Annotated in this window: 11 protein-coding genes; 8 read left to right on the plus strand and 3 right to left on the minus strand. The window is 59.5% G+C overall.

The features are described from left to right. Positions 1 to 240: 240 nt before the first annotated feature. Positions 241 to 1899, plus strand: coding sequence for a Na+/H+ antiporter (locus AB7M23_RS11580; RefSeq protein ID WP_102052911.1), 1659 nt, complete (start codon positions 241 to 243; stop codon positions 1897 to 1899). A 98-nt stretch (positions 1900 to 1997) separates the two neighbouring features. On the opposite strand, the gene dapC is transcribed toward AB7M23_RS11580, so the two are convergent. Genes dapC through map form a run of 3 tightly spaced genes read right to left on the minus strand, consistent with a single transcriptional unit; the run spans position 1998 to position 6724 of the window. Beyond that, on the minus strand, positions 1998 to 3191 hold the full coding sequence (gene dapC, locus AB7M23_RS11585; protein ID WP_330522082.1) for a succinyldiaminopimelate transaminase: 1194 nt from the start codon (positions 3189 to 3191) through the stop codon (positions 1998 to 2000). 22 nt (positions 3192 to 3213) lie between these two features. After that, complete coding sequence (locus AB7M23_RS11590) at positions 3214 to 5913, minus strand: [protein-PII] uridylyltransferase (protein ID WP_099773712.1); 2700 nt, start codon at positions 5911 to 5913, stop codon at positions 3214 to 3216. Between the two features lie 28 nt (positions 5914 to 5941). Further along, positions 5942 to 6724 (minus strand): type I methionyl aminopeptidase, encoded by a 783-nt coding sequence (map, locus tag AB7M23_RS11595; RefSeq protein ID WP_102052870.1) that lies wholly within the window; start codon positions 6722 to 6724, stop codon positions 5942 to 5944. A 341-nt stretch (positions 6725 to 7065) separates the two neighbouring features. On the opposite strand from map, the gene rpsB reads away from it, so the two are divergent. The 7 genes from rpsB (at position 7066) to ispC (ending at position 13117) form a co-directional block, all read left to right on the plus strand. Further along, positions 7066 to 7806 carry a 30S ribosomal protein S2 gene (rpsB, locus tag AB7M23_RS11600; RefSeq protein ID WP_099773714.1) on the plus strand — a complete coding sequence of 247 codons (741 nt, stop codon included), beginning with the start codon at positions 7066 to 7068 and terminating at the stop codon, positions 7804 to 7806. Between the two features lie 195 nt (positions 7807 to 8001). Further along, complete coding sequence (gene tsf, locus AB7M23_RS11605; RefSeq protein ID WP_099773715.1) at positions 8002 to 8865, plus strand: translation elongation factor Ts; 864 nt, start codon at positions 8002 to 8004, stop codon at positions 8863 to 8865. A 181-nt stretch (positions 8866 to 9046) separates the two neighbouring features. After that, entirely contained in the window at positions 9047 to 9790 is a 744-nt protein-coding gene (gene pyrH / locus AB7M23_RS11610) for a UMP kinase (RefSeq protein ID WP_099773716.1), read from the plus strand. Next, a complete protein-coding gene (gene frr / locus AB7M23_RS11615) occupies positions 9787 to 10344 on the plus strand; it encodes a ribosome recycling factor (protein ID WP_099773717.1) in 558 nt (185 codons plus the stop codon). The genes pyrH and frr overlap by 4 nt, the downstream gene beginning before the upstream one ends. A 15-nt stretch (positions 10345 to 10359) precedes the next feature. Then, the gene (gene uppS, locus AB7M23_RS11620) at positions 10360 to 11115 is read left to right on the plus strand and encodes a polyprenyl diphosphate synthase (RefSeq protein WP_099773718.1); all 756 of its coding nucleotides are present in this window, start codon (positions 10360 to 10362) and stop codon (positions 11113 to 11115) included. Continuing rightward, a complete protein-coding gene (locus tag AB7M23_RS11625; protein WP_454240876.1) occupies positions 11115 to 11930 on the plus strand; it encodes a phosphatidate cytidylyltransferase in 816 nt (271 codons plus the stop codon). Before uppS ends, AB7M23_RS11625 begins: the two co-directional genes overlap by 1 nt. Then, positions 11927 to 13117: a 1-deoxy-D-xylulose-5-phosphate reductoisomerase gene (gene ispC / locus AB7M23_RS11630; protein ID WP_099773720.1), complete on the plus strand. Its 1191-nt coding sequence runs from the start codon at positions 11927 to 11929 to the stop codon at positions 13115 to 13117. Before AB7M23_RS11625 ends, ispC begins: the two co-directional genes overlap by 4 nt. Positions 13118 to 13122 lie beyond the last annotated feature (5 nt).

Consider the following 13122-nt stretch of genomic DNA (forward strand, 5'->3'; position numbering starts at 1 on the left):
TAGTCAAGTCATGCCCCTCCTGGGAAAAAATGATGACGGATTATGCCACGACCTACACCGGGGAGTGGCGCTGGTCATGGTTCTTTGTAGCATTGTGTTACAGGTTGCGGCAGTGCTTGCGACTTTTGTGCAGCGGTGTGCGCGCAGCCTAAGCGGCTAATATGTCGCTTCAATGGCGTTTTCCGGCGCAGGATGCCTATCGCTATTGAACGCTTTGAAATCGAACAGGAATTACGCCGCATGCAGTCAGCCTATACCGTCTTAATTCTGCTGATGCTGGTCAGCGTTTCCAAGTTGGTCGGAAGGCTTGTTCCGCTACCTTTGCCGTTGGTACAGATTGCCGCTGGAGCCTTGCTGGCCTGGCCAACCCTGGGGCTTCACGTTGCCCTCGACCCTGAGCTGTTCCTCTTTTTGTTCCTCCCGCCGCTATTGTTTTCCGATGGTTGGCGCATGCCCAAGCGCGAGTTGTGGCGCCTGCGAGGGCCAATCCTGACCCTGGCGGTCGGGCTGGTGCTGTTTACCGTCGTCGGCGCGGGCTACTTCATCCATTGGATTCTGCCGAGTATTCCGCTGCCGGTGGCCTTTGCCTTGGCGGCCGTGCTGTCGCCGACTGATGCCGTTGCCGTTTCGGCCATTACCCAGGACCGTCTGCCGACACCCTTGATGCACATGCTTCAGGGCGAAGCCCTGATGAACGATGCCTCGGGCCTGGTGACCTTCAAGTTTGCCCTGGCAGCAGCCATTACCGGGGTATTTTCCCTGGCCGAAGCAAGCCTGACCTTTGTTTTGGTTGCGGTAGGCGGGCTGGCTATCGGCGTGGCGTTGAGCTGGCTGGTCGGACGTTTGCGTGCCTGGATGATTGCACGGGGGTGGGATGATCCGGCCACCCACGTCGTATTTATGTTGTTACTGCCGTTTGCCGCCTACGTGTTGGCCGAGCGTCTTGGGGCTTCGGGCATTCTGTCTGCCGTAGCGGCAGGCATGATGCAGAGCTGGCTTGATCTGTTGCCACGTCAGACCAGTACTCGCCTGCTCAATCGCAGTGTCTGGTCGCTGTTGGAGTTCGCCTTCAATGGTCTGATCTTCTTACTGCTGGGCCTGCAGTTGCCGGATATCGTCAAGGCGGTGACCAGTCACGAAGCGTCACTGTGGCCAACCCTGCTGTGGCGCTGCCTGGATGTACTGGCGATTTTCCTGGTGTTGATCGCACTGCGTTTTGTATGGGTGCAGAGCATCTGGCGCCTGATCGGTGCGATTCGCCGCTGGCGGGGCAAGGACGACCTGGTTCTGGTGCCCACCGCTCGTTCGTGCTGGCTGTTGACCCTGGGCGGTGTGCGTGGTGCGGTGACCCTGGCGGGTGTCATGTCGGTCCCGCTGTTGATCAGCGCAGGTAAAGCCTTCCCGGAGCGAGACCTGCTGATCTTCATCGCTGCCGGAGTGATTTTGCTTTCGTTGATCTCGGCCTGCATTACCTTGCCAGTGCTGCTGCGCGGTGTGACCAAAAGCCCGGACGATACCTTGCGCCAAGAGGCCAAGGAGGCCTGGCGGCGCACGGCTGAGGCGGCCATTCATGCGCTGGAGGCAGAGGAGGCGGTGGAATCAAGCCTGCCTCAGGATGCCGCGCAGGATGCCAATCACGCGGCGTTGGCGATAGAACTCAAGGGGCGTTTGATGGCGGAGTATCGGCATCAGCTCGATACCTTCAATGACAGCGCCGAAGCACAGGCGTTGGCCGAGCAGATGGACCATTTGGAGCGGCGTCTGCGCTTGCGCGCTCTGCGTGCGCAGCGGCTGGAGCTGTACAACCTGCGTCGCAATCATGAAATTGGTGATGACGTACTGCGTCAGGTATTGGGCGAGCTGGACATGAGTGAGGCCAACCTGGGGCCGGTCAAGTAGCCGGCTCAGGTGAAAAGCAGCGCCGACGGTCGCTCACGTGTGCCGACTCCCGTTTACTGTCTACGGGGGCCGGCTTGCCACGGTACTGGAGCCGCTGCTTAACCCTCGATGAACGCACGAATCCGCTGTGCGGCTTCAACGCACTCGGCCAGTGGTGCGACCAGTGCCAGGCGCACGCGGCTGGCGCCAGGGTTGACGCCATTGACCTCGCGAGACAGGTAAGAGCCCGGTACCACGGTCACGTGCTGCTGTTCGAACAGGTTGCGGCAGAAGGTGGCGTCATCCATCGGCACTTTCGGCCACAGGTAGAAGCCGCCGTCCGGTTTCTTCACATCCAGCACCGGCCCGAGGATTTCCAGCACAGCGTCGAATTTTTCGCGGTACAGGTCGCGGTTGGCGCGTACATGCGCTTCATCGTTCCACGCAGCAATGCTTGCCAGTTGGGTTTGTACCGGCATGGCGCAGCCGTGGTAGGTGCGATAGAGCAGGAAGCCCTTGAGTACATCGGCATCACCGGCGACGAAGCCTGAGCGCAGGCCCGGCAGGTTGGAGCGTTTGGACAGGCTGTGGAACACCACGCAACGCTTGAAGTCGCTGCGACCCAGTTCCGCACACGCACTCAGCAGGCCCGGTGGTGGGCTTTGCTCGTCGAAGTACAGTTCGCTGTAGCATTCGTCGGCGGCGATGATGAAATCGTACTGGTCAGCCAGGGCAATCAGTTTTTTCAGGGTATCGAGCGGAATCAGTGCGCCGGTCGGGTTGCCCGGGGAGCAGAGGAAGAGAATCTGGCAGCGTTGCCAGATTTCGGCTGGCACGGCGTCGAAGTCCGGGTTGAAGCCGTTCTGATCCAGGCATGGCAGGTAGTGTGGCTGTGCACCTGCCAGCAGGGCCGCACCTTCGTAGATCTGGTAGAAAGGGTTGGGGCTGACCACCAAGGCATCGTCGCTACGGTTGACGACGGCCTGGGTGAAGGAGAACAACGCCTCCCGGGTGCCGTTGACCGGCAGTACATGGCGGGCCGGGTCGATCCAGCCCGTTGGCACGTTGAAACGGCGCTCGCACCAGTGCGCAATCGCCTCGCGCAGTGCCGGCAGGCCCAGGGTAGTGGGGTAAACAGCCATCTGATCCAGATTGTCGGCCAGTGCCTTGGCGACGAACGCCGGTGAGGTGTGCTTCGGCTCACCGATCGACAGGGCGATGGCGCGTTTGTCCGCGGCCGGTTGTACAGCGCCGAGCAGGGCGCGCAGTTTTTCAAACGGGTAAGGCTGAAGCTTTTGCAAGGCGTTGTTCATCGGCGCTGAATCTCGTCAAACGTTAAATGGTCAAGCGGGACATTTCGACACCGGCCTGGTCGGCCTGCAGCTGCTGCACGATCGCATCCTGCAGGCGGCTGCACAGCTGCGGGTCGGAGAGCGGCTGGTTGTTGGCATCGGTAATGAAGAACACATCTTCCACGCGTTCGCCCAAGGTGGCGATCTTGGCGTTCTGCAGCGACAGGTCGAACTGCAGGAAGATGAGGCCGATCCGCGCCAGCAGGCCAGGGCGGTCGGGGGCGTTCAGCTCAAGCACGGTGACCGGGCGCTGGGCATCGTTGTGGATGGTCACCTGCGGGGCAAAGTTGAAATGCTTGAGTTGGCGCGGTACTCGGCGCTGGATGATGGTCGGGTAGTCATCCGGGTTGCGCAGTGCTTCAGTCAGGCCGTCGCGGATTTGCTTGACCCGTTTTGGATTGTCGCCAATTGCACCGCCGTCGTTGTCGAGCACGATGTAGGTGTCGAGGGTGAATTGACTGCTGGAGGTGATGATCCGGGCGTCATGGATGTTCAGGTTGAGCTGGTCCATGGCCGCCACGGTCACGGCGAAGAAGTCATGCTGGTCGGGGGCATAGATGAAGATCTGGGTGCCGCCCTCGAACTCGCGTTGCGTGGTTTCCTTGATCAGCACCAGTGGCCCGCCATCCGCGGGTTGCTGCAGGATCGCATCGCTGTGCCAGGCCACATCGGCCGCGGTGTGGCGCAGGAAATAGTCGTCGCCCAGTTGTGACCAGAGTTGCTCGACGTCATCCGGGTCTGTGCCCTCTCGCACCAGGATGTCCAATGCGGCGCTCTGGGTCTGGCGGATCTGTTCCTCGCGGTCCAGCGGGTTCTCAAGGCCACGACGCAGGGCGCGCTTGGTCTCTGTGTAGAGTTGGCGTAGCAGGCTGGCTCGCCAGGAGTTCCACAGGCTCGGGTTGGTGGCATTGATGTCGGCCACGGTCAGTACATAGAGGTAGTCAAGGTGAACCTCGTCGCCGACCAACTGGGCGAAGTCGTAGATCACCTGCGGGTCAGAGAGGTCTTTTCGCTGGGCTGTGGTGGACATCACCAGGTGGTTCTGCACCAGCCAGACGATCAAGCGACTGTCCCAGACGGGCAACTGATGACGCTTGCAGAAGCTTGCGGCATCAATGGCGCCGATCTCGGAGTGGTCGCCTTTACGGCCTTTGCCGATATCGTGGTACAGCCCGGCCAGGTAGATCAGTTCAGGCTTGGGCAGGCGGCCCATGAGCTTGCTGGCCAGCGGGAATTTTTCCGATACAGGCGTGTACTGCAATTTTCGCAGGTGCTTGATCAGGTTCAGCGTGTGCGCATCGACCGTATAGATGTGGAACAGGTCGTGCTGCATCTGCCCAATGATCAGGCCGAACTCCGGCAGGTAGCGACCGAGGATGCCGTAACGGTTCATGCGGCGCAGGTTACGGTGAATACCGATCTCACACTTGAACAGCTCGATGAACAGGCTGGTGTTGCGGATGTCGTGGCGAAATTCGCTGTCGATCAGGTGGCGATGCTGGCGCAGCAAGCGGATGGTGTCGGCGCGTACGCCCTTGATCTCCGGGTGCTGGGCCATCAGCACGAAGATTTCCAGCATGGCGAATGGTGTGCGCTTGAACACATTCGGGCGCACCGCTTCGATGTAGCCGTCGTGCAACTGGAAGCGCGGATTCAGCGGCTGAGTGCTGCTGCAGCTGTCATCGGCGAGGATCACTTCCTCGAAGTGCTGGATGATCAGATCGCTCAGCTCGGCGATGCTCATGACCACCCGGTAATACTGCTGCATGAACTGTTCGATGGCGCGCTTGGGGTTCTCGTCGGTGAAACCCAGCAGCGCGGCAATGCTGCGCTGGTGATCGAACAGCAGGCGGTCTTCGGCGCGCCCTGCAAGCATGTGCAAGGCATAGCGGACCTTCCACAGGAACTCCTGGGAAGAAGCCAGCAGCTCGTTTTCGCTTTCCAGCAGGAAGCCTTCATCTGCCAGGGCGTGCAGGTTGAGCGTGCCGTACTGGCGGCGCGCAACCCAAAGTACGGTCTGGATGTCGCGCAGGCCGCCAGGGGAGCCTTTGACATTGGGCTCCAGGTTGTACTCGGTGTCGTTGTACTTGTGGTGCCGAGCTTTCTGCTCGGCGCGCTTGGCCAGGAAGAACTCCCGGCTTGGCCACATGTGCGCCGTGCTGGTGACTTCGAGCATGCGCTGGCGCAGGCGCTCGGGGCCGGCAATGGTGCGGCTTTCCATCAGGTTGGTAATCACCGTCAGGTCGGCGCGGGCCTGTTCGGCGCACTCGTCGACCGAGCGCACGCTCTGGCCGACTTCAAGTCCGATATCCCACAGCAGGGTCAGGAAGCGCTCAATCGAGTCGCGGAACACTTCATGGTCGGCGCTGTCGAGCAAAATCAGCAGGTCGATGTCCGAGTAGGGGTGCAGTTCGCCGCGACCATAGCCGCCGACCGCAACCAGGGCGATATCGGCCTCGTCACTCCACTCGAAGTGGTTCCAGGCCTGCTGCAGGATATTGTCGACGAACCAGGCGCGGTCTTCGATCAGTCGGCGGATCTCGCGGCCATCGCGAAAGCGCTGATCCAGCACCTCTCGAGCCTGGCGGATGGCCTTCTTGAAGGCGGCGATGGGGCTTGCCTTGAGAGCCAGTTCCGCCTGGAACTGGCCTCGGTCGAACAGCTCGGGATCCACCTGGGGCATCGAATCAAGTTCCTACAGTAGGGCGGGTTCAGGCCGAAGTGCGGGGGATGGTGTCGTCTTTGCGCAGGGTGAAGATCTCATACCCGGTGGCCGTTACGACCAGGGTGTGTTCCCACTGCGCAGAGAGCTTGCGGTCCTTGGTGATGGCTGTCCAGCCGTCGCCCAGTACCTTGGTGTCGGCACGCCCCTGGTTGATCATCGGTTCAATGGTGAAGGTCATGCCTTCCTGAAGTTCCATGCCGGTGCCGGCACGCCCATAGTGCAGGATCTGTGGTTCTTCATGGAATACCTTGCCGATACCGTGGCCGCAGAATTCGCGAACCACCGAGAAACCGTTCTTCTCGGCATGCTTCTGGATCACTTCACCGATATCACCGAGGCGGCAGCCAGGCTTGACCAGCTCGATGGCCTTGTACATGCATTCCTGAGTGACCTTGGACAGCCGCTCGGCCCAGACCGGCACGGTGCCGACGTGGAACATGCGGCTGGTGTCGCCATGGTAGCCGTCCTTGATGACGGTGACGTCGATGTTCAGGGTATCGCCATCTTTCAGCGGCTTCTCATTCGGAATGCCGTGGCAGACCACGTGGTTGATCGAGGTGCAGATCGACTTCGGGTAACCCTTGTAGTTGAGCGGTGCAGGGATGGCCTGCTGGACATTGACGATGTAGTCGTGGCAGATGCGGTCCAGCTCTTCAGTGGTCACGCCGGGTTTGACGTACTCTTCGATCATCTCCAGAACGTCGGCGGCCAGGCGGCCGGCGATGCGCATCTTTTCGATGTCTTCGGCGGTTTTGATGGTGACGGTCATTGCAGGCTCTCTACAGCGCGGTGTCGCGCGAATAAACGGATAAAGGCAGGATTCTAACAGAGCGACGTAGCCAGCAGGCGCCAGCAGCGTGTTTGCTGCCACTATTAGGGCGCATAATGGCGTGATTGCGCAGGCGGTGCAAAAGTCGCCCGGTTGCGTTGGTATTTCGGGTTTCGCTGCGCGCGCTTCTGTGGTATAAAATGCGCCGCTTTCCGGGGATAGCCCCGAAAGCACTAACCCACACACGTGTCGACACGATGGCCTGGGTGCCTTCGATCTTAGGATCGCTGGTTGGTCATTGGGATGCGTGGAGGCCCAACCCGACTTATCAAGGAACTATCATGTCCCAAGTCAACATGCGCGATATGCTGAAGGCCGGTGTGCACTTCGGTCACCAAACCCGTTACTGGAACCCGAAAATGGGCAAGTACATTTTCGGCGCGCGCAACAAGATTCACATCATCAACCTTGAAAAAACCCTGCCAATGTTCAACGAAGCACTGACTTTCGTTGAGCGCCTGGCTCAGGGCAAAAACAAGATTCTGTTCGTCGGCACCAAGCGTTCCGCTGGCAAGATCGTTGCTGAACAAGCAGCTCGTTGCGGCTCGCCGTACGTCGATCACCGCTGGTTGGGCGGCATGCTGACCAACTACAAGACCATCCGTGCTTCCATCAAGCGTCTGCGCGAGCTGGAAACTCAGGCTGAAGACGGCACTTTCACCAAGCTGACCAAGAAAGAAGCCCTGATGCGCTCCCGTGATCTGGAAAAACTGGATCGCAGCCTGGGCGGTATCAAGGACATGGGCGGCCTGCCTGATGCACTGTTCGTCATCGACGTTGATCACGAGCGCATCGCGATCACCGAAGCCAACAAGCTGGGCATCCCTGTTATCGGCGTTGTCGATACCAACAGCAGCCCAGAAGGTGTTGACTACATCATCCCAGGTAACGACGACGCCATCCGCGCCATCGAACTGTACATGGCTTCCATGGCAGACGCCGTTATCCGTGGCCGTAACAACGTCGCTGGCGGTACCGAAGAGTACGTCCAAGACGCTCCAGCTGCTTCGGTAGAGGGCTGAGTCGGTAACGCTTTGCGTTGACTCAGTGCGCAAAAAGGGGGCTAGGCCCCCTTTTTGCCACCTTGAAATCCGCTTGTCAGCATTGTCGTTGCATCATCTTTGTCTGTGTGTGCAGTTGGCAGTGGATTTCCACAGAATTGAACGCCCGTTCCGATCGGGTGGAATGGTTGAAAACCTATCCAAGAGGATTTTGAAATGGCAGCAATTACTGCAGCGCTGGTAAAAGAACTGCGCGAGCGTACTGGCGAAGGCATGATGGACTGCAAGAAAGCCTTGGAAAAGGCTGGCGGCGACATCGAAAAAGCCATTGATGACATGCGTGCTTCGGGCGCCATCAAGGCTGCCAAGAAGGCTGGCAACGTTGCCGCCGAAGGCGCCATCGCCATCAAGGCTGACGACAAGTCCGCCGTCCTGCTGGAAGTGAACTCGCAGACCGACTTCCTGGCTCTGCAAGATGACTTCAAAAACTTCGTTGCCGAAAGCGTTGAACAGGCTTTCGCTGAAAAGCTGACCGATGCCGCTCCGCTGATCGCTTCGCGTGAAGCTGCTCGTGAAGCCCTGGTTGCCAAGTGCGGCGAAAACGTCAACATCCGTCGCCTGGTGCGCGTTGAGGGTGACGTTGTCGGTACCTACCTGCACGGTAACAAGATCGGTGTTGCTGTTGTCCTGAAGGGCGGCGACGTCCAGCTGGCCAAAGAAATCGCCATGCACGTTGCTGCCAGCAACCCTGAGTTCCTGCTGCCATCGCAGGTTTCTCCTGAGGCCATCGAGCGTGAGAAGAACGTCTTCATGACCCTCAACGAAGACAAGATGAAGGGCAAGCCAGCTGAAATCGTCGAGAAGATGATTGCTGGTCGTATCACCAAGTTCCTGGCTGAAGCCAGCCTGGTCGAGCAAGCCTTCGTGATGAACCCAGAAGTCACCGTTGGTGCTCTGGCCAAGAAAGCTGGCGCTGAAATCGTTTCCTTCACCTACTTCAAGGTCGGCGAAGGCATCGAGAAGCCAGTTGACAACTTCGCTGAAGAAGTTGCCGCTCAGCTGGCTGCTGCCAAGCAATAAGACGGATTCATCTGTCTGCCCCAAAGAGGCTGCCCGCTCACGCGCGCAGCCTCTTTGTCAAAGCGGGGGTGGTTTACGAGACCTGTTCCCGCAGGCGCTGTAGCAGCGCCACGCTAGAGTTAGAGCCGGCTGAAAACAGCCCGCCAAGAATTTTATACAAACGCCGCAGGAGAGATTCGCAATGGCTCAGCAGGTGAGTGGTCGTCAACCTCGCTATAAACGCATTTTGCTCAAACTTAGCGGCGAGGCCCTGATGGGCTCGGAAGAGTTCGGCATCGACCCGAAAGTCCTGGATCGCATGGCCCTTGAAGTCGGTCAGCTGGTTGGCATCGGTGTTCAGGTTGGCCTGGTCATTGGTGGCGGTAACCTGTTCCGCGGCGCCGCCCTGAGTGCTGCGGGCATGGATCGCGTTACTGGCGACCACATGGGGATGCTGGCTACCGTGATGAACGCCCTGGCCATGCGTGATGCGCTTGAGCGCTCGAACATCCCGGCAATCGTCATGTCGGCTATCTCCATGGTCGGTGTGACTGATCACTACGACCGCCGCAAAGGTGTGCGTCATCTCAATTCCGGCGATGTGGTGATCTTTGCCGCCGGTACCGGTAACCCGTTCTTTACCACCGATTCGGCCGCGTGCCTGCGCGCCATCGAAATCGATGCCGATGTGGTATTGAAGGCGACCAAGGTCGATGGCGTGTACACTGCCGATCCATTCAAGGATCCGCATGCTGAGAAGTTTGACCGTCTGACGTACGATGAAGTGTTGGATCGCAAACTCGGCGTGATGGACCTCACCGCAATCTGCCTGTGCCGTGATCACAAGATGCCATTGCGGGTATTTAACATGAACAAGCCTGGCGCTCTGCTGAATATCGTAGTGGGCGGCGCTGAAGGAACTCTGATCGAGGAAGGCGAAGAATGATCAACGAAATCAAGAAAGACGCTGAAAGCCGCATGGGCAAGTCCCTGGAATCGCTGGCTCGTAACCTGGCTTCCATTCGTACTGGCCGTGCGCACCCAAGCATTCTCGATAGCGTCAAGGTGCCGGCCTATGGCAGCGACATGCCATTGAATCAGGTCGCCGGTATCAGCGTGGAAGATGCGCGTACCCTGAAAATCGTTGCGCACGACAAGACGCTGATCGCTGCCATTGAAAAGGCGATCATGACCTCTGATCTGGGCCTGAACCCAAGCAGTGCCGGCACCACCATCCGTGTGCCAATGCCTGCCCTGACGGAAGAAACCCGTAAGGGTTACACCAAGCAGGCGCGTGGCGTTGCCGAAGATGCCAAGGTCGCCGTGCGTAACGTGCGTCGTGATGCCCTGGCAGACCTGAAGAAGCTGTCCAAGGACAAAGAGATCAGCGAAGACGAAGAACGTCGTGCGGCCGATGAGTTGCAGAAGCTGACCGACAAGTTCGTCGCGGAAGTCGACAAGGCGCTGGAAGCCAAGGAAAAGGATCTGATGGCTGTTTGAGGCCGGGACTTTTTCATGGAAAAGAGCAAGCAGGGTGTGTCCCCGTCGGTGCCGCGCCATGTCGCGATCATCATGGACGGAAACAATCGCTGGGCGAAGAAACGTCTGCTGCCCGGCGTTGCCGGGCACAAGGCTGGTGTTGATGCCGTCCGTGCGGTGATCGAGGTGTGCGCCGAAGCCAAGGTCGAGGTACTGACCCTGTTCGCGTTCTCCAGTGAGAACTGGCAGCGGCCGGCTGATGAGGTCGGTGCGTTGATGGAGCTGTTCTTCTCGGCCTTGCGCCGCGAAGCCAAGCGCCTGAACGAGAACAACATCAGCCTTCGGATCATTGGCGATCGGTCGCGCTTTCATCCGGAGCTGCAGGCTGCCATGCGTGAGGCTGAAGCGCTGACTGCGGGCAGTGGTCGCTTTATCCTGCAAATCGCTGCCAACTACGGTGGCCAGTGGGATATCGCCCAGGCTGCCCAGCGCTTGGCGCGGGAAGTTCAGGCGGGGCATTTGCGCCCGGAGGACATCACGCCGGAGCTGCTGCAACCCTGCCTGGCTACCGGTGATCTGCCGTTGCCTGATCTGTGTATTCGCACAGGGGGGGAGCACCGTATCAGCAACTTCCTGCTTTGGCAGTTGGCCTATTCCGAGTTGTATTTCTCCGACCTGTTCTGGCCGGACTTCAAACACGAAGCCATGCGCAAGGCGCTGGCCGATTTTGCTTCGCGTCAGCGCCGCTTTGGTAGAACCAGCGAGCAGGTCGAAGCAGGAGCCCGTGCTTAATGCTTAAACAACGCATCATCACTGCGCTGATCCTGTTGCCGATCGCTCTGGGTGGTTTCTTTCTGCTCGAAGGTGGCGATTTCGCCTTGTTCATTGGTGGAGTTGTGACCCTGGGCGCTTGGGAATGGGCGCGTTTGTCGGGGCTGGTCGCCCAGGCATTGCGTATCGCTTACGCCGCCGTGGTAGCCGGTTTGCTGATGCTGCTGCACCTGGTGCCGGATCTGGCCCCTTGGGTGCTCGGTGCGTCGGTGTTGTGGTGGGGGGTGGCAACCTGGCTGGTCTTGACCTATCCCGCGAGTAGCGAGTTGTGGGCCAGTGCCGCCTGCAAGCTGCTGATCGGTTTATTGATCCTTCTGCCGGCATGGCAGGGGCTTATCCTGCTCAAGCATTGGCCGCTCGGTAACGGGTTGATCATGTCGGTCATGGTGCTGGTGTGGGCTGCCGATATTGGGGCCTACTTCTCCGGTAAGGCCTTTGGCAAGCGTAAGCTGGCACCGCAGGTCAGCCCAGGCAAGAGCTGGGAAGGCGTTTATGGTGGTGTAGCGCTGAGCCTGGCCATTACCGTGGCGGTCGGCGTGAATCGTGGCTGGTCGGCCACTGAGTTGCTGTTGGGGGTGCTTGGCGCGGCATTGGTTGTTGCTGTTTCGGTCGTGGGTGACTTGACCGAGAGCATGTTCAAGCGCCGTGCAGGGATCAAGGACAGCAGCAATCTGCTGCCAGGTCATGGCGGTGTGCTGGATCGTATCGACAGCCTGACGGCTGCCATTCCGCTATTTGCTGTGCTGCTTTGGGCAGCTAACTGGGGCGCGATGTGAGCGGTCTGCAACGTATTACCGTGCTTGGGGCCACTGGCTCCATCGGCCTCAGCACGCTTGATGTAATTGCTCGTCATCCCGAGCGATACCAGGTGTTCGCATTGACCGGTTACTCGCGCTTGAGCGAGTTGCTCGCACTTTGCATTCGCCATGCCCCGTCCTATGCCGTGGTGCCAAGCGTCGAAGCCGCGCAGCAGTTGCGTGCCGACCTGCGCGCAGCCGGCTCGGCTACCGAAGTGCTGGTTGGCGAAGCGGGTTTGTGCCAGGTTGCGGCTGCCTCTGAAGTGGATACCGTCATGGCGGCCATTGTCGGTGCGGCGGGTTTGCGTCCTACCTTGGCAGCTGTCGAAGCTGGCAAGAAAGTGTTGTTGGCCAACAAGGAGGCGCTGGTCATGTCCGGCGCACTCTTCATGCAGGCTGTGCGTCAGAGTGGCGCAGTGTTGTTGCCGATCGACAGCGAGCATAATGCGATATTCCAGTGCCTGCCGGGCGATTTCTCCCGCGGCCTGCCTCAGGTTGGCGTACGGCGAATCCTGTTGACTGCGTCAGGTGGCCCGTTCCGGCAAACCCCGCAAAGCGAACTGGCTGACGTGACGCCAGAGCAGGCGTGTGCGCACCCGAACTGGTCGATGGGGCGGAAAATCTCTGTCGACTCGGCAAGCATGATGAACAAGGGGCTGGAATTGATCGAGGCCTGTTGGCTGTTCGATGCCCGGCCGGCCCAGATTGAGGTGGTCGTTCACCCACAAAGCGTAATCCACTCTCTGGTCGATTATGTGGATGGCTCTGTGCTGGCGCAGTTGGGCAATCCCGATATGCGTACACCGATTGCCAATGCGCTGGCCTGGCCTGAGCGGATTGACTCAGGGGTTGCACCACTGGATCTGTTTGCGATTGCCCGGTTGGATTTTCAGGCGCCGGATGAGCAGCGTTTCCCTTGCCTGCGCCTGTCGCGTCAGGCTGCTGACGCTGGGGGTAGTGCCCCGGCGCTGCTCAACGCAGCCAATGAGGTGGCGGTGGCTGCATTTCTTGAGCGGCGCATCCGCTTCCCGGAGATCGCGAGTATGATCGAAGATGTACTCGATCATGAGTCGGTGGTAGCGGTCGATACGCTTGAAGCCGTGTTTGCGGCTGATCACCAGGCGCGCCTTTTGGCCGGTCAGTGGTTGAGCCGTCACGGACGCTGATGCGC

The organism is Pseudomonas sp. HLS-6 TE3448 (assembly GCF_053629555.1).

Coding starts and splice junctions, on each gene's coding strand:
- AB7M23_RS11625 (WP_454240876.1), top strand. CDS start 11,115: ATGCTTAAACAACGCATCATCACTGCGCTGATCCTGTTGCCGATCGCT.
- AB7M23_RS11580 (WP_102052911.1), top strand. CDS start 241: ATGCAGTCAGCCTATACCGTCTTAATTCTGCTGATGCTGGTCAGCGTT.
- tsf (WP_099773715.1), top strand. CDS start 8,002: ATGGCAGCAATTACTGCAGCGCTGGTAAAAGAACTGCGCGAGCGTACT.
- map (WP_102052870.1), bottom strand. CDS start 6,724: ATGACCGTCACCATCAAAACCGCCGAAGACATCGAAAAGATGCGCATC.
- frr (WP_099773717.1), top strand. CDS start 9,787: ATGATCAACGAAATCAAGAAAGACGCTGAAAGCCGCATGGGCAAGTCC.
- dapC (WP_330522082.1), bottom strand. CDS start 3,191: ATGAACAACGCCTTGCAAAAGCTTCAGCCTTACCCGTTTGAAAAACTG.
- uppS (WP_099773718.1), top strand. CDS start 10,360: ATGGAAAAGAGCAAGCAGGGTGTGTCCCCGTCGGTGCCGCGCCATGTC.
- pyrH (WP_099773716.1), top strand. CDS start 9,047: ATGGCTCAGCAGGTGAGTGGTCGTCAACCTCGCTATAAACGCATTTTG.
- rpsB (WP_099773714.1), top strand. CDS start 7,066: ATGTCCCAAGTCAACATGCGCGATATGCTGAAGGCCGGTGTGCACTTC.
- AB7M23_RS11590 (WP_099773712.1), bottom strand. CDS start 5,913: ATGCCCCAGGTGGATCCCGAGCTGTTCGACCGAGGCCAGTTCCAGGCG.